This is a genomic window from Sphingobium anseongense (genome assembly GCF_037725245.1).
Lineage (GTDB): Bacteria > Pseudomonadota > Alphaproteobacteria > Sphingomonadales > Sphingomonadaceae > Sphingobium.
The window spans coordinates 1-16,441 of sequence record NZ_JBBJUL010000015.1 but is presented as its reverse complement, the minus strand read 5'-3'; the positions used below and the strand labels follow the sequence as shown (position 1 = coordinate 16,441).

The 16,441-nt window shown below is 61.8% G+C and carries 22 protein-coding genes; 6 read left to right on the top strand and 16 right to left on the bottom strand.

Translation table 11 applies throughout. The annotated features are described in order from the left end of the window. Nucleotide 1: 1 nt before the first annotated feature. The 4 genes from WG908_RS15555 to WG908_RS15540 all read right to left on the bottom strand — a co-directional run bounded on the left by WG908_RS15555 (nucleotide 2) and on the right by WG908_RS15540 (nucleotide 3,648). Entirely contained in the window at nucleotides 2-277 is a 276-nt protein-coding gene (locus WG908_RS15555) for a hypothetical protein (protein WP_445326735.1), read from the bottom strand. Between the two features lie 182 nt (nucleotides 278-459). Beyond that, entirely contained in the window at nucleotides 460-765 is a 306-nt protein-coding gene (locus WG908_RS15550; RefSeq protein WP_340187420.1) for a DUF7673 family protein, read from the bottom strand. Continuing rightward, on the bottom strand, nucleotides 755-1,441 hold the full coding sequence (locus WG908_RS15545) for a DUF6884 domain-containing protein (RefSeq protein ID WP_445326734.1): 687 nt from the start codon (nucleotides 1,439-1,441) through the stop codon (nucleotides 755-757). Before WG908_RS15545 ends, WG908_RS15550 begins: the two co-directional genes overlap by 11 nt. A 56-nt stretch (nucleotides 1,442-1,497) precedes the next feature. Continuing rightward, nucleotides 1,498-3,648 carry a ParB/RepB/Spo0J family partition protein gene (locus WG908_RS15540; RefSeq protein WP_340187418.1) on the bottom strand — a complete coding sequence of 717 codons (2,151 nt, stop codon included), beginning with the start codon at nucleotides 3,646-3,648 and terminating at the stop codon, nucleotides 1,498-1,500. A 396-nt stretch (nucleotides 3,649-4,044) separates the two neighbouring features. Between WG908_RS15540 and WG908_RS15535 the strand changes: the two genes are divergently transcribed. The 3 genes from WG908_RS15535 to WG908_RS15525 are packed head-to-tail and all read left to right on the top strand — an operon-like array spanning nucleotide 4,045 to nucleotide 6,106. Next, nucleotides 4,045-4,674: a hypothetical protein gene (locus WG908_RS15535; protein WP_340187417.1), complete on the top strand. Its 630-nt coding sequence runs from the start codon at nucleotides 4,045-4,047 to the stop codon at nucleotides 4,672-4,674. A gap of 53 nt (nucleotides 4,675-4,727) precedes the next feature. After that, nucleotides 4,728-5,276 carry a hypothetical protein gene (locus tag WG908_RS15530; protein WP_340187416.1) on the top strand — a complete coding sequence of 183 codons (549 nt, stop codon included), beginning with the start codon at nucleotides 4,728-4,730 and terminating at the stop codon, nucleotides 5,274-5,276. Continuing rightward, nucleotides 5,276-6,106 carry a GIY-YIG nuclease family protein gene (locus WG908_RS15525; RefSeq protein WP_340187415.1) on the top strand — a complete coding sequence of 277 codons (831 nt, stop codon included), beginning with the start codon at nucleotides 5,276-5,278 and terminating at the stop codon, nucleotides 6,104-6,106. Before WG908_RS15530 ends, WG908_RS15525 begins: the two co-directional genes overlap by 1 nt. A gap of 47 nt (nucleotides 6,107-6,153) precedes the next feature. Here WG908_RS15525 and WG908_RS15520 read toward each other — a convergent pair whose 3' ends face one another. The 11 genes from WG908_RS15520 to WG908_RS15470 all read right to left on the bottom strand — a co-directional run bounded on the left by WG908_RS15520 (nucleotide 6,154) and on the right by WG908_RS15470 (nucleotide 14,214). Then, nucleotides 6,154-7,416, bottom strand: a complete 1,263-nt coding sequence (locus WG908_RS15520; protein ID WP_340187414.1) for a Y-family DNA polymerase — start codon at nucleotides 7,414-7,416, stop codon at nucleotides 6,154-6,156. Between the two features lie 9 nt (nucleotides 7,417-7,425). Next, a complete protein-coding gene (locus WG908_RS15515) occupies nucleotides 7,426-7,860 on the bottom strand; it encodes a LexA family protein (protein ID WP_340187413.1) in 435 nt (144 codons plus the stop codon). A gap of 57 nt (nucleotides 7,861-7,917) precedes the next feature. Further along, nucleotides 7,918-8,364 (bottom strand): hypothetical protein, encoded by a 447-nt coding sequence (locus WG908_RS15510; protein WP_445326733.1) that lies wholly within the window; start codon nucleotides 8,362-8,364, stop codon nucleotides 7,918-7,920. 83 nt (nucleotides 8,365-8,447) lie between these two features. Next, entirely contained in the window at nucleotides 8,448-8,627 is a 180-nt protein-coding gene (locus WG908_RS15505; RefSeq protein ID WP_340187412.1) for a hypothetical protein, read from the bottom strand. After that, on the bottom strand, nucleotides 8,624-8,938 hold the full coding sequence (locus WG908_RS15500; protein ID WP_340187411.1) for a hypothetical protein: 315 nt from the start codon (nucleotides 8,936-8,938) through the stop codon (nucleotides 8,624-8,626). The genes WG908_RS15505 and WG908_RS15500 overlap by 4 nt, the downstream gene beginning before the upstream one ends. A 57-nt stretch (nucleotides 8,939-8,995) precedes the next feature. Continuing rightward, nucleotides 8,996-9,940, bottom strand: coding sequence for an ArdC family protein (locus tag WG908_RS15495; RefSeq protein ID WP_340187410.1), 945 nt, complete (start codon nucleotides 9,938-9,940; stop codon nucleotides 8,996-8,998). A 487-nt stretch (nucleotides 9,941-10,427) separates the two neighbouring features. Further along, entirely contained in the window at nucleotides 10,428-10,748 is a 321-nt protein-coding gene (locus WG908_RS15490; protein WP_340187409.1) for a single-stranded DNA-binding protein, read from the bottom strand. Nucleotides 10,749-10,753: 5 nt separating this feature from the next. After that, entirely contained in the window at nucleotides 10,754-11,548 is a 795-nt protein-coding gene (locus tag WG908_RS15485) for a hypothetical protein (protein ID WP_340187408.1), read from the bottom strand. Next, entirely contained in the window at nucleotides 11,545-12,396 is an 852-nt protein-coding gene (locus tag WG908_RS15480; RefSeq protein WP_340187407.1) for a DUF7146 domain-containing protein, read from the bottom strand. The genes WG908_RS15485 and WG908_RS15480 overlap by 4 nt, the downstream gene beginning before the upstream one ends. 161 nt (nucleotides 12,397-12,557) lie before the next feature. After that, complete coding sequence (locus WG908_RS15475; RefSeq protein WP_340187406.1) at nucleotides 12,558-13,583, bottom strand: helix-turn-helix domain-containing protein; 1,026 nt, start codon at nucleotides 13,581-13,583, stop codon at nucleotides 12,558-12,560. A gap of 187 nt (nucleotides 13,584-13,770) precedes the next feature. Further along, nucleotides 13,771-14,214, bottom strand: coding sequence for a hypothetical protein (locus tag WG908_RS15470; RefSeq protein ID WP_340187405.1), 444 nt, complete (start codon nucleotides 14,212-14,214; stop codon nucleotides 13,771-13,773). A 142-nt stretch (nucleotides 14,215-14,356) separates the two neighbouring features. Here WG908_RS15470 and WG908_RS15465 point away from each other — a divergent pair, with 142 nt between their 5' ends. After that, nucleotides 14,357-14,605, top strand: coding sequence for a helix-turn-helix domain-containing protein (locus tag WG908_RS15465; protein ID WP_340187404.1), 249 nt, complete (start codon nucleotides 14,357-14,359; stop codon nucleotides 14,603-14,605). A gap of 85 nt (nucleotides 14,606-14,690) precedes the next feature. After that, nucleotides 14,691-14,933, top strand: a complete 243-nt coding sequence (locus WG908_RS15460; protein ID WP_340187403.1) for a helix-turn-helix domain-containing protein — start codon at nucleotides 14,691-14,693, stop codon at nucleotides 14,931-14,933. Here the strand turns inward: WG908_RS15460 and WG908_RS15455 are convergent. Beyond that, entirely contained in the window at nucleotides 14,928-15,392 is a 465-nt protein-coding gene (locus WG908_RS15455; RefSeq protein WP_340187402.1) for a helix-turn-helix domain-containing protein, read from the bottom strand. The genes WG908_RS15460 and WG908_RS15455 overlap by 6 nt on opposite strands. Before the next feature lie 257 nt (nucleotides 15,393-15,649). Here WG908_RS15455 and WG908_RS15450 point away from each other — a divergent pair. Next, a partial coding sequence (locus tag WG908_RS15450; protein ID WP_340187401.1) for a lytic transglycosylase domain-containing protein occupies nucleotides 15,650-16,441 on the top strand: 792 nt, incomplete at its 3' end.

Below are 16,441 nucleotides of genomic sequence, written 5' to 3'. Positions count from 1 at the left end.
CTTAGGCAGCGATGGGGACGGCCTCGGCGGCGTCGCGCGCGCGCACGATCGCGCTGTATTCGGAAAGCACCTGACGGACATTCTCGGTGTCCGTCACGTTGAGCGAGTGCATGATTGCGGTTGCCTGATCCGTCCGCATTTCAAGCCATGCGATCCGCGTGGCGCTGGGAGCGGCCCGCTCCTGCTCAAGCGCGATCTGTTCGCTGTAACCGGCGATCACGTCATTGATGGCCTCAAGCGCCGCCTCGTAGGCAACCGCCTGATCTTGGGTCCACATGGGGCCAGTTTCGCCGCTCATCGTCATGCCTCTGCTATACCATCAACTCTTGAACGAATAAAGAACGGCGTCGATCCTGCGAAGGGGGCCGGTGGAGCGGAATGCTCCACCGGCCAGCACGACGAACACCCTCGGACATTTCGCCTTCGTCCTCGGATGCTCGGAAACTCATCCGGCGCGGGTCACGTCTCGCGCCACATCTCGACAAGATCGGCCATGATCTCCCTGTAATGCTCCCCGAAGGCATGGACGTAGATCGCGCCGGGGTATTGGCCCAGGAAGGCGAAGATCGTTGCCATGTCGACCGCTATGGGGCGGTCCACTCCAAACAGGTCCGCAATGGGGAAATGTCCCCAATCATCACCATTCCACCATGCCAACAGGAAGTTGGCGACACGGGCCGATTGCCCCGTGTCGGAACGAGCAATGTCAACGAGGCGGTCAATCGCGAGCTTCACTTGCGGATCAGCGAGAATTTCAACGGTCATGGGTATCTCCGTTCGCGAGTGTATCAGGGAATGCGCCCAATGAAACACCAGCCTCAGCGACGGGCCTGCGCGACAGCCAAGCCAATTGCTCTCCGATCCCCAAGCCCTTCATGGGCGCGGTCGCGCGGGGCGCAATGCTCGGCCAGAGAGGATCACGATAGCAGCGGCCTGCAAGAACGATCAGCGGCGCGGCGCCGTCCACAACCCGGGCCAGCTCGTCCAGCACGCGAGCGCCCCATAGGCGGCGTGCGGGAGCGCCCATCGCGCTAAGGGTCGCATCATAGGGTTCAACGATGGCACCGGGGGCTAGCAGGCCATGCTTTGCCGAAAGGATCAGCCAAGGCGATCCGGTGCGCTCGATATAGGCGCGCGCCTTGCGAAACCATGGAGAAATATAGAGGTCGCGGGCCTCGGAGGGGTGATCCAGCTTCGCCGCAACGCAAGCAACAAGATAGACGGGGAGGGGGGCCGGTGGTTCCTCGAGAACGGTTTCCCGGTCCACATCGCCAAGCCAAGGCGCGACGGCCCATTTCGTGATCGCGCGCAGTGCCTTCGCCCCTACGGGCTTTCGCTCCGCCGCATGGCTGATCGTAGGGCCTCCGAAAAGGTCGGGTTGCTCGCCAATGACGTGGACGGGCGGGATATAGCGCGGTTCGCGGATGCAATGACGGGCCATAGCGGTGTCTCTCTCTAACAAGGAAAGAGCGGGGGACCGAAGCCCCCCGCCATGGATCAAGCGGCCTCGTCCATCTGGTCGTGATCGTCGTCCTGATCCTCGTCGCCCAGCTCGTCATCCTCGTCGGCTTCCGGTTCCTCCTTTGCCGGGAGGGGTTCGACGGTCCCGCTCTCCATGAAGTCGGGAAGCCAGTTCACGGCCTCGGCAACATCGTCGGGGTGCAGGCCAAGCAACTTGGCGTCCTCTTCATCGCAATTAGCGATGCGAGCGCAGAAGGCGGCTGTTTCGTTGCCCTTCATGCCCTTTGCGCGATCAGCCAGACCCCATGTTTCGAGCAGGGCAAGGCGGGCCTTGGCGGAGAAGGTGTTGAAAAAAGCTTCGTCCAGTTCGACCGCATCACGCCAGCGCCCGAAACCGGCCTCGGCCTCGATGCAGTTGGCAAGCTCGCGGACCATGCGCGGGGTGCGACCATCGAAATAAACCGAAGTGGTCGCCATGAGCATGTGACCGGCGATCATCGCTGCCACCTTGTTCTTGTAGGTGTCGGGCAGATTGCGGAACAGCGCGAAACCCTCAATCGGATCGCGGACCGTCATCCATTCGCCCGACGCCAAGCCCTCCTTGGTGGTGAGCCACGCGGCGCGCTCGGGGCGGCTCCCGACAAGATCGTGAATCTTGGTGGTGCCGTCCTCATCGTGCGGAAGGTCGTTGATCCCCTGATGCTCGCCATGGAAGTAGACGGTGTTTCCATAGCCATGTGTCGGGGTCAGGATCGTGCGAGCCTGCGTGAACAGCATGAAGTCGAGCGCGAGCGAAGAACCGGCGGAAGCGGACTGCATTAGCTCGGCCCGGATCATATCGCGCCGGATGAGCATCATCACCTGCATGTTGTCCTTGGACAGCCCGAAACGCGCGCGCTCGGCCTCTGCCGGTGTCGGCGCTGGCTTGGGACCGCGTTGCTCGGTCGCCCCCTTGGGCAATTCCGCGCCCTTTGCCGCCCGATCTGCAAACCACAGCTCAACGTCAAAGGTGCCATCATTCTCGATCGATGCGACCGCGACGACTGCGCCCTTCTTGGGCAGGATGATAGTGCGCTGCGCGTCCAGCTCGGCAATCTCGGCCGCCAGCTTCTCGTAAGCCTCTTCCTGCTCGGGAAACGGTTCGTCATCCTCTCCGATCATCGCAGCGAGGCGCGTTTCCATCGACGCATAGATTTTCGCTAGGTCTTTGGGGAGGTCGCCCCGCTTCGGGTTGCGAATGCGAAGCTCATGGTCGGTCGAAAGATAGCCGTACTGCTTGATCTGCGGAGGGGTCGCGGTCCACGAAAATTCGAGGTCGGCAAGGCCCCACTTCTCGCCAAGCATCCGGCCATTGCGCGAGATATTATGCTCGAACCGATCCTTATCCTCGGCAATGCGCTGCTCGACTAGCTGGTGCAGCACCTCGGGGTTCTGGACGATGCCAGCACCATCCTGCGCGAACAAATCGGCCTCAAACTCGCCGCCTGCTGCGCGATAGGCATCCACGCCGACATAGCACATAAGCTTGGTCAGTTCGTGGTTGCCGGAGTTCATGGCTTTGCGAATGGCGCTCGCGTTCTTCTCATGCGGGCGGGTCGCCTCCTTCTCCAACTGGCGATAGACCGCGATCTGTAGGGAACGATCCTCCGTCGCCGCGTAAGCCTGTGCCTGGGCGTCATCGATCTCGCCCGCGCTGTAGAGGTCCATGATCTCGGGATGCAGGTTCGCAATCCGCATGATGCGCGCAGTGCGGGCCACATCGTAGCCGAACATCGCGCCCAACTCTTCCAAGGTCGCCTCGGGGCGTTCGGCCCGAATGGCAGCGAAACCCATATACACGTCGGGCAGGGCCATCGCCTCGCGCGCGCGGTTCTCGGCCATGCTGATTTCCGTGACCTTGCTCAAGTCATCGACCTTCATGCACGGAAAGGTCAAAGCCTTCCGGCTCGGGTCGGCCTCGGCCAGCGCCGTCAGTAGGCGGCGGCGGCGATCACCGGCGATTACCTCGTATCCCCCGGCCTCGCGCGGGATGACGACCATGGGCTGAATGAGGCCCACGGACAGCAGCGAAGCGGAGATTTCGGCATCACTGGCGGCACTCGACGGCTTCTTGCGCACGTTCTGTTCGCTGCGGTGAAGCTGGTCGACGGTCAGATGCAGGATGGTGGGCTTGGTGGTCTTAGCCATGTGCTGTTTCCCTTCTTGAAAATGGAGCCGAAGGCGATGGCCCCATCGACTTCTGCCAAGTGGCGAACTGGGCCGGGGAATGGCGCAAAGATGGGCTGATCGCGGGGGAGGGGGATCACCCGGCCTGCACGGAGCGAAGCGGAGGAAGGACGGGGAAACCCCCGCGATCACCAAGCGGAGCCGCGTAGCGGCGGAGACGGCCAGGCCCTTGCGCCAGGGGGCCGGAACAGGCCCCGAACTACTCGATCAACGCGGCGGCATCGCCGCCTCATATCTGGATATGGGATGGCGCTCGATCTGATCGGTTAAAGTAACGGCCGCGAAAGCACAGGTGGAACGTGCGGCCAGATTCCGTTTACACCATCGGTCTAAGTCAGAGGGCAAACGGAGATAGATTTGATCGTCATTGATGACCTGATGGCAAACCTTGCCATGCGGCGGCCAGTGTTCTGCTCGGAAGCCGACTTCCAGCATGAACTTGCCTATGAGATTCGGAAGAACGATTCGAGCCTGAATGTAAGACTGGAATGGCCCCTAACCGCGCCCGCGAGGGGCGCGATCGACGTTATCGTGATCGGCGAAACTCGGTTCGCCCTGGAACTGAAGTATCTCAGCAAGGGCTTTTCGACGACGCTCGACGGCGAGCCCGTCACGCTGAAGCAGCACGGCGCGCATGACCAGCGCCGCTATGACGTGTGCAAGGACGTGACGCGCATGGAAGCCTATGCGGAGGCAACCGGCTACGGCGCCGGCGTCTTGGTCCTCACGAACGATCCCAGCTATTGGCAACCCCGCGCGCGCGCCGACACTGTAGATGCAGCCTTCAACCTGTGTGACCTGCGCGAGCTGACCGGCTCGCTCGCTTGGCACGAGCTGGCGAAGCCAGGCACAACGAAAAACCGCGAAGCGGCGTTGGAAATCAAGGGCCGGTATGCCCTCGCTTGGCAGGACTATAATCGGATCGACGGTAAAGCCGGGCTGTTCCGCTACCTGTGGATTCCGGTTGCTCTACCGGCCCGGGTTTAGGACCGGTGAAGCACAGCGACGCTCAACAGGCCTTGAGGGGAAGAGGTAGATTCATGGCGAGCATCGACATGCACTCGCATCATTCGACGTTGCGCGAGCGCATCGTTGAGCATGTGTTCGTGGGTGAAGCCCTCCGCACGCTCTGGCGGCGCGGGATCACCGACGTAGAGGTCTTACGATCCGAATTTGATGCGCACGGCTACGACCTGGTGATGGGGCGAGGATCTGTCGTTCGCCACATTCAGTTCAAGACGGGCATTCGCGGCAAGCCTGCGCCCGTCTCTGTCGGGCGAGCGCTCGCGGACAAACCAAGCGGCTGCGTGATCTGGATTTGCGTGACGCTCGATCTCGATCTTGGGCCGTTCTGGTGGTTCGGCGGGGCACCCGGCGAAGCGCTTCCGGACTTGTCGGGCTTCGCCAGTCCGAAGCGCATCGGCCGCCGTGAAGGCGGCGATCGGCCGCTTCGGGTCAACCATAGCAAGGTGCCGGCAAAGCACTTTCGGCGGATCGATACGATGGACGCAATGCTGGAAACTCTGTTCGGCCCGCTGCCGCATGACGCGGCACCCGTTATCGCGGACGATACGGGAACCGATGGCTGATGCTCACATTTGGCGATCTGTTGGAGCTGGCAGGTATTAGCCGAAGCTCGGTCCGGCTGCTGCGGCACCAAGATAACAGGCATCCCGGCTTCCCAACGCCATATGTCCTCTGGCGGGACCATCGGAGCCGCTTCGAGGCGTACCAAGAAACCCAAGGGATAGGCGATGCTCCGGACCTGCGCGCGCCCTATTGGGCCTCCTTCGTCGGTGTTCCTGGCAAGGAAACCCTGTTCGTCGGCCTCTACTCGGCTGAGCTGGTCGGACCGCTAGCGCAAGATCGGCCGCACCCCGTCACCGGGGCAGTGGAGCCAGCGGGAAGCTGCAACCAATACCGGCTAGAGTTGCTGCCCGAGCTAGCCGAATATGCAGGCCGCCTCTGGATTGATTGGGGCAAGGGCTATCGCGCATGGATTCAGCGCGGCGATCGCGTGCCAAAGCCGATTGTCGAGCTTCGCCGAACCTTTCGCGAAGATCCGTTCCCCGGCTTCGCGGCGCTCATCCTGAACCTCTCTGATATCGAGACGATGCCGGCTCATTGGGCTGAGGCTTTGCGCGCGACGCGAGGGATTTACCTGCTGACGTGCCCGCGAACGCGGGAGCAATATGTCGGCATGGCGTCCAGCGGAGAGGGCTTTCTTGGCCGGTGGCGCGAGTATTTCGCATCGGGGCACGGGGGAAATGTCGCGCTCAAAAGCCGCGATCCGAGCGACTATCAGGTGTCGATTTTGGAGACGGTCGGCACCGGCGCCACCCTAGCCGATCTGATGGAATTAGAATGCCGGTGGAAGGACAAGCTACAAAGTCGGCAAATGGGCCTGAATCGAAACTGACGCCCATTCCTTCAGGCGTAGCAACTCCGGCGCGGAAGCACTGTGATCTAACGCGCAACGGGAACCTCACTGATCCGCGTCGTCCAGGCCGGGCTTTTCTGGCTGCGCTTGGTGTCGAAAGCCTTGGCGCCGTGGCCCTGGGCTGCGAGCGTGATGGTGTTGCGACCGAACCGGCTATTCAGGCCGTCCATGGCAGCCAGCAGCGCCGGCGCGCGCGGATCGGTCGTCGCGAACAGGTCAGCCTGACCGTGCCCCTGCGGGGTTAAGTCCTCCAGCAGCACGCCGCATTTCGTATAGACGCCTCCCGGTTGAAACATGGCCTCAGTCATCTGGCCGACGATGCGCAGGATGACGCGGGGATCATTAGTCGGCGGCGACAACCGCGCCGATCGCGAAGCGGAAGGCGGGTTCGGCCGATAGCGCGAGCCGTGCGCGAAGGCGATCAGTCGGCTCGCGACGAGGCCTTGGGCCCGTATCTTTTCAGCGGCGCGCGCAGCACGCCGCGCCATGGCTTCGCGCAGCTCGTCCAGCGTCTTGACCGGCTCTCCGAACTGCCGTGTGACGGCGGTCGCCTTCAGGGCGTCGGGCTCGACTTTGAAATCCGCGCACTCGGTCCCCCCCAGCTCGCGCACGAGACGTTCCAGCACAACCGTTCCCACGTCGCGCGCTACCGCTGGCGGCATCGCGGCCAGGTCAGCGGTCGTTCGGATGCCGAGAGGGTGAAGCCGCGCCTCAAGCGCGCCTCCAATCCCCCATACTTCGCCAACGGGCCACTTCTCGAAGAGTCGCCAGCGTAGCTCGGCGTCGTGAAGATCCACGACGCCGCCCCACACCTTTTCGGTGGCCTTGGCGAGCGCGTTGGCGACTTTCGACAAGGTGCGGGTCGGACCAAGGCCAATCCGGGTCGGGAGGCCAACCTGCCGCAATATATCCTCACGCAGCCGATGAGCGGCTTCCACGTCGCCAAGGCCGTTCGGCAGGGTCGGGGCGCGATAGAAACTCTCATCTATCGAGTAGATCTCCACCGTATCGCTATGCTCGGCAATCACGGCGTTGAACCGTCGATTGAGGTCGGCATAGAGTTCGTAATTGCTCGATCGGAGCTGGATGCCGTGGCGCTTGATCCGGTCCCGTATTTTGAAAACAGGCTCGCCCATGCGGACATGGAGCGCCTTGGCTTCCTCGCTGCGGGCGACGGCGCAGCCGTCATTGTTCGATAGGACAATGACGGGGACGCCGCGCAAAGCTGGATCAAAAAGCCTTTCAGCGGAGACGTAGAAATTCTGAATATCGACGATGCCATGGGTCATCGCGCGCGCCTAGCGCCGGAAATCGCGGACGCTGGTTCGCACGACGCCCCATATCTCGATGCCTTCGGCGGGAGTGGGTTCGTAGTGCTGCCGGCTGTTGCGCGCTTCTAGGAATATTTCGCCCTGGCGGCGCGCGAGCTGGCGGCAGACAAAGCCGCCGTCCACGATGGCGATGACGATATGGCCCTCGATCGCGCGCGTGTCGCGGTCGACCACGACAACATCGTTATCATAGATTCCTGCGTCGATCATGCTGCTACCGCTGATGCGGAAAACAAAGCTCGCGGCCCTATCGAGCCGCAAAAGCTCGATCAGGCAAATAGCGTCCTCTTGCCAATCTTGGCTGGGGGACGGAAAGCCGGCGCCTGCTGCGTCGATGATGAAGGGGATCAGCCCCTCTGGCACCTCGGCGAGCGGGACCGGCTGCATCGGTGGCAGCAACATGATGATTCCCTTCGTCGCTCCTTCTAACGCACAAGGGAACGAATTGGGAACATCGCTTTACCGCGTTTGTCGCGAGGGGCAGACAATATCGCGCCGCCAGTAGCGATCCCAACGCGCCACCGTGCCGGTCGCGAGCATCGCGCAGTTGAGGTTGCGACGGTCGGCCATCTGGCAGAATGCAGCGGTGCGGCTCCCTTTCGCGTTGCCAGCGGAGAGGCAACGCATCGTCGGCGCGCTGACGCGGACATGATCGTAGCGCGCGCCGGGGAAGCGCGTCCGCCCTCGTGATCCGCCTAGCAGGCGGACAAGGGCGTCCATGGCCGCTTGGGCGGACGCTCGCGGGCAAGGATGACCAGGCCGACAGCTATTGTCGCGCTCGCGCGCGGCGATGCCTGAAAGGCGAATGCGCGGGCCTTCGGCGCACCATATCGGGCCATCCCCGTCCGCAACGAGGGTGGGTGTGCAGGCGAACATTAGCCCAGCGGCGATCATAGTTGCAGCCATAATGGATCTTTCTAGGATGGTGGAAGGGCGCGGGCCGACAGGACCGCGCCCCGATTTTTTCAGTCCTGAGCCGCTGGTGGCGTCTAGTAAGGGGCAAGGCCCCGCGCCTCCCCAGCTCCGTCGCGGAACTGGCGAACGACATTGCCCCCATCCCAATCGCCGCGCAGGATGCCTTTTCGATTGATGCCGCCAACAGGCCGGGTTCGCGCCGCTAGCAGGCGAGCGCGGCGGGTGTCGCGGTCAAGGTGGCGCATCGGGGTCATGATCCTTCCTTTCTGCATAGATCGGCGCGGTCGGGCCGAACGTCGCCCCGCTCGATCTCGAAACCAGCCCGGTCCAGCTCCTCGCAAATGGAGCGCTGGCGCTCCTCGCCCGTGCCGCGCGTCGCGATGTAGCTGCACCGGCCATAGTGAAACTCGAAGCCGGCCCGCTTCACGCATCCCCTGAATCGCTGGTGGGTGCGCTCGCTCCAATCGACGCTGCCAGCATAGTTGCGGAAGGCGGCGACGGCGTAGACGGAACCGTAATTCTCATCGCGCCAGCTAAGTTCGACCTTGGGGAGTGTCTTGGGCATGGTTCAATCCTCGGGAATAGCGGGGGCGGGGCGGCGCTGGTGGCCGCCCTCGCTGGATCAGGCGGCGCGAGACATCACGGGCGCTGCCATGTGGGACAGGATCAACTCGCTTCCGGTCTGCGCGGCGGTCGCGGCGCGGAAGATCGCGCGCTTGTCGTTGCGAAGGGCGGTCAGCCACGACGCCAGATAGGCCGCGTGGTCCTCGCGCTCGGTCGGCTCCATGCCAAGCTGCGCGCAGAGCATCGCCGCACCAATCTCCGCAATCAGTTCCTCGGCGGCTCGGATTTCCCGGCTCTTGCCGTATTCGTAGAGCGTTTCGCGATTGAGCCGCGACGTGTGGCCTGTGGAATGGATGGCCTCATGCGCAAGGGTCGCATAGAAGGCGTTGCCGCTCACAAAGTCGCCAAAGGCAGGCATGGCGATGCTGTCCGCGACGGGGTGATAATAGGCGCTGTTGCCGCCCTCTCGGTAGGGGACCGGATAGCGCGCAAAGGCCGCATCAAGCTCGGGGTCGCGCTGATCGCGGTTCTTGATCTCGATAATCGGGGCCGGGAATCTGCCCATGTCCAAGCCGTCGATCTGCTCGACGTTAAAGACGACATAGCGTTTCAGATAGGCGCGGGTCGTTTCCTCCCCCTCGCTGTCAGTGATCGGCTCGCCCGTCTCGCCGTCCTTCGGGGTGAAGGTTCCGGCATGAACGACAAGATTGCCCTTCTCGCCCTTCCTAACCTGTCCGCCCAGCTCGTGCGCTTGCCGGTAGGTCATCCAATGCGGGTTGGTGTAGCCGTGCGCCATGGCTGCGGACCACAACAGCAGGATATTGATGCCCCGATAGGCCGTGCCCTCATGGCGAAGCGGAAGCGATGCCGCGCCCGATGCCCATCGCGGGGACCAAGGCCGGGTGCCTGCCTCTAGCAGCGCAATAATCTGGTTGGTGACTTCCTCGTAAACGTCGACGCGCGCAGCGGTGGTCTTGCGGGTCTTGGCGGTGTTCCGTGCCATGTGCTTTTCCCTTCCTAAAATGGAGCCGAAGGCGATGGCGTCCATCGACTTCTGCCCGCTGGCGAAGTGGGTCGGGGAATGGCGCAGTGAGGGCCGATCATGGGGGAGGGGGATCGCCCGTCCTGCACGGAGCGCAGCGGAGGAAGGCCGGGGAAACCCCCATGGTCGCCAAGCGAGGCCGCGTAGCGGCCGAGACGGTCCAGCCCTTGCGCCAGGGGGCCGGAACAGGCCCCGGCACATGATGAACGACATGGCGGCCATGCCGCCTCGATCTCGATCGCGCGGCCGATCACCGCGCCGCAACGAAAAAAGTCGCGAAGATCCGTGCGCGGATCCTCGCGACCGTCTCATGCGAGGATCGTCACCCGAATGGGACGAAACCGCTTTGCGGGTTCGGTCGAAGCGCAGCGGAGATAGAGCCGTGCCGAAGGCCGCACCCGGTCCTCGTCTTTCAACCAAGCCAAGCCGCGCCTGCTAGAAGTCGAAATCACTCGCCGGCAGATGCCCGAGAAAGCACTGAAAAACTGTCTGCTATAAGGTCGGTCCCGTAGATCGTTGATCCGTCCCGCTCATATTGCGACTGTTTCACGCGCCCTGTGACATGGACCATATCGCCCTTACCCGCATTTTGTGCGTATTCAGCGCACTTTGCAAAGCAGGTTACTCGGTTCCAAAGCGTTTCTTCCTGCCATTGCCCATCGACCTGTCGGTTATAGTTTGAGGCAATATTTACGAACGTGACCTTTTCCTTTTGATCGACACCGCCAACCTGTCCGATCAGTCGAAATTCTGCGATATTGCGTGGCATCCCGTTCACTCCATCGATTGAAAATCACGACCATCGACCGGAATCGCCGGCACCTCGTAAGGCTGACTTTCCGGCTCGATCTGAGCTTCCAACACGACTGGCCCGCTGTCGCTCTGCGGCTCCGGCACGAAATCGGGTTGAAGATTTGGCGAGGAAATCGCCCAATTTGCGGGCAATGTGTAGCGAGCTAGGTTTTGCATCGTCATCGCGCGCCGGTACGTGTCGAGCCAGTTCACGGCGACGGCCTCCTGAGCGGCGGCCAGCGTAAGCTGGCCGCTGCAAACCATGCGATTGAGCAGGGTTTCTAGGCCGTCCTTCTTCTCTGCATTTTCTTTGCCCGCCCAGGACTGCAACCACAGGTTGCGATAGTCCTTCGGCGCGCCGCCCAGGGAGATCGGCACGAGCTGATCCAGCACCAAAGAGCCGGGATCTATGTCAGGCAGTTGGACCGCGGCGATGCGGCGCGTTGCCGCCGCCGTCCACGACGGCGGCGGTTTGCGGGCAGCGACGAATTTGGGATTGCAGATGGTCGCAGCGATATTCTCTTGAGTGATCGTCGGATCATAAGCGCCAGGTGTGCGGCGCTGGTCGGGAAGGAGCGGCGCCGGCGCCGCCTTCGGCAAGCGCTTCTGGCGCAGATCGTTCAGGGCGAGGGCAGCGCGGCAATCGGACTGATCGGCGAGCTGGTCGCACGCTTCGCGCGCGCTCTGCGGTGGGTTCTCAATGAAATCGGGGTGTGTCTCGCCAAACAGGGCCGCGAGTATCACGCCGCCAACTGCGAAAATGGCAAGACGGGTCATTGCTCGGCCCGCCAAGCATCGTTCCAATCGCCCCCGGGCGGAGGTAGCTCGACCAGGACGTCGCGGCCGCCGTATCTCAGATGGCTTTCGGCCTTCTCGAGTCCGGTCCTCGCGGCCATCCCGTGCTGGGAATAGACCGTAATCGAGCGGATATGGTCGGGAATATGGATGCGAGCATAAAGCTCGCTGCCATTTACGGACCAGCAGCCCGGCAAACCGAATTTGGCGATGACCGATTCAGCTTCCTCGAAACCCTCGGCCAGGTTGAGATGGTCGCCCTCGATGGCTCCGATCTGCACGGCGCCGCCGCGCGGATCGGCCAGCGTGCGCTTGGGGTCGACAAGCTGCCGATGCTTGTTGCCATCCTCGTCCACGAAAACGCGGGCGAGAGCGACGAGCTGCCGGCGTTCGATAATGGGCAGGAGTAGGGCGGGGAGGCGAAGCCGTTTCCCGCCCTCGTAGGTCATTGCTGCCGGGTCATAGCGGCCGATGGTGGAATGACCAATGCGACGGCGCTCTAGGTATCGCTGGGCAGGCGTACCGGCGAGGGCGCGCGCCTTGTTCCAAAGGTCGCGGGCGAGCGGGCCTAGGTCGCGCCGCTCTGGCGGCGTGGTGTCGCGTTCGGTCGGGCGGACGTAGCCGCCGTTTGCGGCCAGGGCGGCGATGATCTCGGTTTGACTGCACCCGGCGAAGCAATGGAACAGCACGGCATTGCGGCCAGGTGTGATCGAAAGCGACGGGCTGCTATCATCATGCGCGGGACAGCGCGCCTTGCCATACGATCCATGCCACGTCCCTTTGAGACGTTTCACGGCTTCCTTGGCGGCAGCGGTGACGGTCAAGTTCATAGTCCGATAATAGCTTACAACACAAAACCGGCAACGATTTTCGAGCTGCCATATCCGCTTGCTCCACCTGGGGAGCATTCCGACGGCGTAGCCGGCGGTCCGGAGCGGGCCATAAGTTTTGACGTTGAGATTGGGTGTGGTGGGTTAGTTCATGTGGCCCGTCAGGGCTGAATCGTTGCCCGACTAGGGCAACTCCGCTTCTCCGTAGAGATAGAATATAAAACTCTATGAGGAGCAGTGCCATTGTTGCACCCACGGGTTTGTGCATCGGACGCATGGCGTTCAGCGGATCGCTCCCCGGCGAGGATCAGGGCCGCCCGCTGGGCGGGGTCGTCAGGCATCAAGCGGCGGCGCTCGATCGCGCCGACGGAAGCCAGCATGTCAGCGTGCTGCTCAAGGCTTGCTGCGCGGCGCTGCGCTTCGTCATCGGGGACGGGGGAGAAAAGGCCGATCATCTTCCCGATCCATTTGGGAACATGGCAGCGATAGAGGTTTGAGGTCTGTTCCGATCGCGCGCCATGCTGGCTGTCGCGAGTGTAGTCGTATCGCCTGATCCATTCGAGCAAGCCCAGCTCACGCAGGCGGTCCAGAGAGTATTTGACGGTGCGTCGGCCAAGGCGTGTCCAACGCATCAGCGTCTCGTAGGAGGGAATGCACCAGCCCTTGCGATAGCGCAGCTCGTCCGCGATCCTCAGAAGCATATCGCGGCATGATCTGGTGAAGATTGTCAGCTTGTGTTCCTCGGGCGTTAGCTCCCCGCCCTGGCGCGCCTTGGCAGCTAGATCTCGCGCGCGGTTGAACATCAGATGGATTGCCCGGCGCAGCTCTTTGAGTTGGTCAAACGATAGGGGTCGCACAAACTCGGCTTCGGCCGCATCCCCGGTTCTGACGCTGTTGGCCCATACGGGCCGCCCTGTGATGTGGGTTCCGCCGCGACTGGCTCTGGCGCGCGGCTTTGTGCCGATGAGGCGCGAGGCCGTGTTGCTAAGCCCCGCCTTCGCGCCGCGTTCGAGCGGGCGCACGCCACATATGACTGCCAAGGGCAGGACAGGCACGCCGCATGACCTTTGCCGCCGCTGAAGCTCATGGGCCGCGGCAATGTCATCGTCCGCAACGCCAAGCGCTCGTAGCTCGGCAAGCGCGCCTGTCGGCACGTCCGCGACGCATGTTTCCAGGGTAAGCAGCATCGTTCGTCCTCCCATGCGGAAGGCCGTTCGCAGGCAAAACTGTAGCGTGGCGCGAGACGCGCTGTTTGTTGACAGTGGGTGCGGGGAGGGCTATCTAATCGCTTAGCTTTGAAAGACTGATTTGCGATCCAAGTGGCGCCAACCACCTGATAGCAACCCCGATGCCCGGCCTCGTGCCGGGCTTCGTTTATCCGCTCACGGCTTTCCCTTCCTCGATCAGTGACAATTGCACGGGCGCCGGCGTCAAATCCTTGACGTAGGCGCCTATGGTTTCGAGTGCGGTGCCCAGCGAAATCCCACGGTTGCGGTGCGCAACGGCCTCTAGGAACGCATGATGCTCACGCGGAATGTGGATGGCGATCTGTTTGAGGTTCTTGTGATCCTCGGGCGGCGGCGGTGCCACAAGATCGTCAGACGAATAGTCCGCCATTGCCTTGCGGATCATGGCCGAAACCACGTTATCAAGGCCTCTCATCTTGTGCGCCGCCTTCAAGTCTTTCAGGCGATCTCCGAAAGAGACAGGTATTTGCAGCTTACTTTGCACGAAATCGGCATCATAAAGGGCCTGCCGCTTGCGTCTCATGCAGGCGGCGGGGGTTACGACTCGTTTCTGAACAACGCGCTTGCCCATTTGGCTTGGCTATGGACTCTGCGAACGAATGTCAAATTCTTACCCCCGGCAGGTAGTTAATCAGATAAGGTCGCGTTTCGTTCGGTATCGGCTATAGGTCCATTCCGGAGTTAACCAAAGAGAAGGCATACGGGATCGCAAAATGCCGCAATATTTGAAACTCGATGACGCGGCGTCCAAGCTGGCGAAGAGGCTGGGAGAAAACTGCCGGGCAAGGCGGACGCAGCTCAAGATGTCCCAGGCCGAGCTGTCTGAACGCAGCGGGATCGCCGCATCGCACTTGTCGTATATTGAGCACGGCAAGGCGAATCCAACCCTTGAGGTTATGGAGCATCTCGCCGAAGGCTTGGGCTGTTCAGTTCTCGACCTATTGAACGCGGATAAAGAATAACTCGTCTTGCTAATGAATATTATTATCTGGACACGTTGAGGGGGTGGGGTAGGCTGCTCGGCTCCTGAAACAGCAGAGGCCAGATATGACTATGCACGACAGGATCAACAAGAGTGCCAGCGTTTATGGCACATTTGTTAGACAAGTGAGTGAACAGTCAAAATCACGCGGCATGACGCCCATAATCCTGTCATCCGAAAGCGGCATCGCTTCCGAGAGATTGACTTCAATTCTCGACGGCCAATCGCGCGAAGTTACCTTGCGCGAGCTTGTTGGACTTTCTCTCGCCCTCGGCGTGCCGCTATCATCCCTGCTTTCAGAATCATGATTGCAGGGCGGCATCTTCCCTGTGCCGCTGCAAAAAGTCGAATAGCGTAGTTCGCCCAACGCCAAGTGTCTTGGCAACGCTGGCTACGGTTGCGCCACTCGCCTCAAGTCGATTGCGGATGTCAGGGAGCTGATCTTGAGTAAGCCGTGGCTTGCGGCCCGGCTTTGAATCGCTCGAATGCGTCTTCATGCCATGCACACGACGCCAATGGTTGTCGAGCGCAGCAACCAGACGGAACATGTCCCCTCCATCATCAGGCTCAATGACGATCTTGGGCGCGCAGAACTCTATGGCGATGCCGCGCTTGAGAACCTTCACCATCATGCGAACGAGGGTCATGGTGTTGAGCGGCAGACAGGTGAAATCGTAGACTTTGATCCTGTCGCCGCGCATCAGCTCATGGCCCTCCTTGGCCAGCTTACGCGGTAGATCGACGAAGCTGACTTGTCCGGCGTCCACGACAAGATCGCCTTCGGCTTCGCACGCCTCCCTTTGCTCCGAAATGGATGGAGATTGGTTCGTTTCCGCGAGGAAAAGGACGTTTGTCGGCAATGCGTTACGCTCTCAATTGTCTGAATGCTGAACAGAAATTCAGCTAAAACCCGTCGGCAAGGCTAAGCCATAGACCGCATTTCCAGCAAGAGCGATCCAGACCGGTCCCATTGCAAAAGGCGACGAACGGTTCGTCCCGTTGGGGAATCCCCAACTGCGAAAGCATGTTGCTGGCGTGTCGGTTTTGTATTACCGCTGATAACCGGACTCACGATAGGGGCTCCTTAATGCCTTTGAGTACTACGGTTTTGGCGGCTTTGCTCACATCATGCGCGCCCAATGTGGCGCCAGCGACGATGGCCGCGATCATACAGGTTGAATCCGAGAACGACCCGTTCCGGATCGGCATCAATTCGGGCGGCTCATTGGTGCGTCAGCCGGGAAATGCTGCCGATGCGGTCGCCACGGCACGGAGCTTACTGCGCAAGGGCGCGAATTTTGACGCCGGTCTGATGCAAATCAACAGCGCCAATTTCGCGCGCCTCGGAGTTACGCCGGAAACGGTCTTCGATCCCTGCACCAATCTGCGAGCTGGGGCGCGCTTGCTTGCCGACAACTATGGCAGGGCGCGTGTCTCGGGCCATGCTGATCCGCTCCGTGCTGCCTTGAGCGAGTATAATACCGGATCGCGCTCGCGAGGGCTTGTGAACGGCTATGTTGGCAAGGTCTTCGCCGCCGCCAATGGTAGCGCGGTCGTGCGGCCTTTGGTTGCGCGGAGTTCGCGTGCCATTGTCACGGCCGATCAGGTCGCGGGCATTTTGGTCTCGGCCTTTGGCGGACGGATCACCGACACGCTCCGTCCGATGAACGCTCGCTATGGCGCGCAGAACAGCTTTCACAAATACGGGCAGGCCGTCGACTTCGTGCCGAATGGCGGAATGAGCGCCATCAATCGCGCTCAAATCCGTGCGGTGCTGGCCGCCAATGGCGTCCAGATAATCGAGCTGCTCGGCCCC

Excerpts from the sequence above, each read along its gene's own strand:
- WG908_RS15540 (WP_340187418.1), bottom strand. The coding sequence starts at position 3,648 with ATGGCTAAGACCACCAAGCCCACCATCCTGCATCTGACCGTCGACCAG.
- WG908_RS15510 (WP_445326733.1), bottom strand. The coding sequence starts at position 8,364 with ATGGCTGCAACTATGATCGCCGCTGGGCTAATGTTCGCCTGCACACCC.
- WG908_RS15550 (WP_340187420.1), bottom strand. The coding sequence starts at position 765 with ATGACCGTTGAAATTCTCGCTGATCCGCAAGTGAAGCTCGCGATTGAC.
- WG908_RS15505 (WP_340187412.1), bottom strand. The coding sequence starts at position 8,627 with ATGACCCCGATGCGCCACCTTGACCGCGACACCCGCCGCGCTCGCCTG.
- WG908_RS15500 (WP_340187411.1), bottom strand. The coding sequence starts at position 8,938 with ATGCCCAAGACACTCCCCAAGGTCGAACTTAGCTGGCGCGATGAGAAT.
- WG908_RS15485 (WP_340187408.1), bottom strand. The coding sequence starts at position 11,548 with ATGACCCGTCTTGCCATTTTCGCAGTTGGCGGCGTGATACTCGCGGCC.
- WG908_RS15530 (WP_340187416.1), top strand. The coding sequence starts at position 4,728 with ATGGCGAGCATCGACATGCACTCGCATCATTCGACGTTGCGCGAGCGC.
- WG908_RS15545 (WP_445326734.1), bottom strand. The coding sequence starts at position 1,441 with ATGGCCCGTCATTGCATCCGCGAACCGCGCTATATCCCGCCCGTCCAC.
- WG908_RS15480 (WP_340187407.1), bottom strand. The coding sequence starts at position 12,396 with ATGAACTTGACCGTCACCGCTGCCGCCAAGGAAGCCGTGAAACGTCTC.
- WG908_RS15465 (WP_340187404.1), top strand. The coding sequence starts at position 14,357 with ATGCCGCAATATTTGAAACTCGATGACGCGGCGTCCAAGCTGGCGAAG.
- WG908_RS15520 (WP_340187414.1), bottom strand. The coding sequence starts at position 7,416 with ATGACCCATGGCATCGTCGATATTCAGAATTTCTACGTCTCCGCTGAA.
- WG908_RS15515 (WP_340187413.1), bottom strand. The coding sequence starts at position 7,860 with ATGTTGCTGCCACCGATGCAGCCGGTCCCGCTCGCCGAGGTGCCAGAG.
- WG908_RS15470 (WP_340187405.1), bottom strand. The coding sequence starts at position 14,214 with ATGGGCAAGCGCGTTGTTCAGAAACGAGTCGTAACCCCCGCCGCCTGC.
- WG908_RS15495 (WP_340187410.1), bottom strand. The coding sequence starts at position 9,940 with ATGGCACGGAACACCGCCAAGACCCGCAAGACCACCGCTGCGCGCGTC.
- WG908_RS15475 (WP_340187406.1), bottom strand. The coding sequence starts at position 13,583 with ATGCTGCTTACCCTGGAAACATGCGTCGCGGACGTGCCGACAGGCGCG.
- WG908_RS15555 (WP_445326735.1), bottom strand. The coding sequence starts at position 277 with ATGTGGACCCAAGATCAGGCGGTTGCCTACGAGGCGGCGCTTGAGGCC.
- WG908_RS15525 (WP_340187415.1), top strand. The coding sequence starts at position 5,276 with ATGCTCACATTTGGCGATCTGTTGGAGCTGGCAGGTATTAGCCGAAGC.
- WG908_RS15460 (WP_340187403.1), top strand. The coding sequence starts at position 14,691 with ATGACTATGCACGACAGGATCAACAAGAGTGCCAGCGTTTATGGCACA.
- WG908_RS15490 (WP_340187409.1), bottom strand. The coding sequence starts at position 10,748 with ATGCCACGCAATATCGCAGAATTTCGACTGATCGGACAGGTTGGCGGT.